This is a genomic window from Vibrio sp. 1562 (genome assembly GCF_033340155.1).
Taxonomy (GTDB): domain Bacteria; phylum Pseudomonadota; class Gammaproteobacteria; order Enterobacterales; family Vibrionaceae; genus Vibrio; species Vibrio alginolyticus.
Window position 1 is genome coordinate 1 of record NZ_JAWOVY010000151.1, and the last position, 952, is coordinate 952.

Genomic DNA, 952 nt, shown 5'->3' on the forward strand with positions numbered 1-952 from the left:
AGGCAAATTATCGCGCGTACCGTCACGCGTGGCCGTGATGGTGAGTTCTGCCAGTTTCTGTTCTTGCAACGCCACTTCGGCTTTTGCCGCCATTAAAGCGGCTTTAGCTTGTTCGATGTCTTCGAGGCGAGAACCTGCGGTGAGCTTACTGAACTCTTCTTTTGCTGAGTCTAATTCGGCTCTCGCCGAGTCCCTTGCCGCAAGAGCTGAATCTTTTTCGGATTGGCTGATGAGCTTTTTACGCACCAGTTCTGCTTTGCGTTGATAGTTTTTCTGCGCTTCGGTGAGCTGCGCTTCCGCTCGGGCTACGCGTGCCGATGCAGCAGCAATGTCTTCTGGGCGTTCACCATTGGTCAATTTAAGCAAATACGCTCCCGCTTTGGCTTGCTCGGCAACGGCGTGTGCAAGAACGGCTTGTTGATTCTTGGTATCGAGCTGAACCAACACTTCCCCTTCACTGACCAAGCTGCCTTCTTTGACAGGAAGGGCTCTAATTATCTCATTAGATGTGGCAGTAAACGTTACGCGGTCACGTTCTAAAGTGCCAAGCGCTTGGTGCGTGTTATCTTTTGAACAGGCGCTTAAAAGGGCAATAACCAATGTGCCAAAAATGATTCGCTTCATAGTGCGGTGCTTCCTTTGAAGAAGTAATGCATGAATAGATAACTTGCGAACGGGAAGGTGTTGATTGAGCCCGCTAACCCGTCGCTAACCGCCATCCATAACGATTTCTTTTTAGAGCTTAGCATTTTATCTACAAGCGATTCTTTTTAAATAGAGAGGCTTAGCGTTGGAAGAGGGCTATGAAGGCCTCAATTTAAAGAACCTTGCCCAAGCTCCGGTTTTTATCGGCAAATGACATTAAAAAAGCCCAGCGATGAGCGCTGGGCTTGAATAGATAAGAATGACGTGAGTGACTATGCAGTTTTGAATTGACCGACGATCTCTTGTA

At 48.1% G+C, this 952-nt stretch carries 1 protein-coding gene; it reads right to left on the reverse strand.

Going from position 1 to position 952, the window contains the following annotated elements:
• Positions 1-624, reverse strand: a 624-nt coding sequence (locus R7Z49_RS23835) for an HlyD family secretion protein (protein ID WP_318112197.1), incomplete at its 3' end; no start/stop codon positions are given.
• Positions 625-952: the final 328 nt, after the last annotated feature.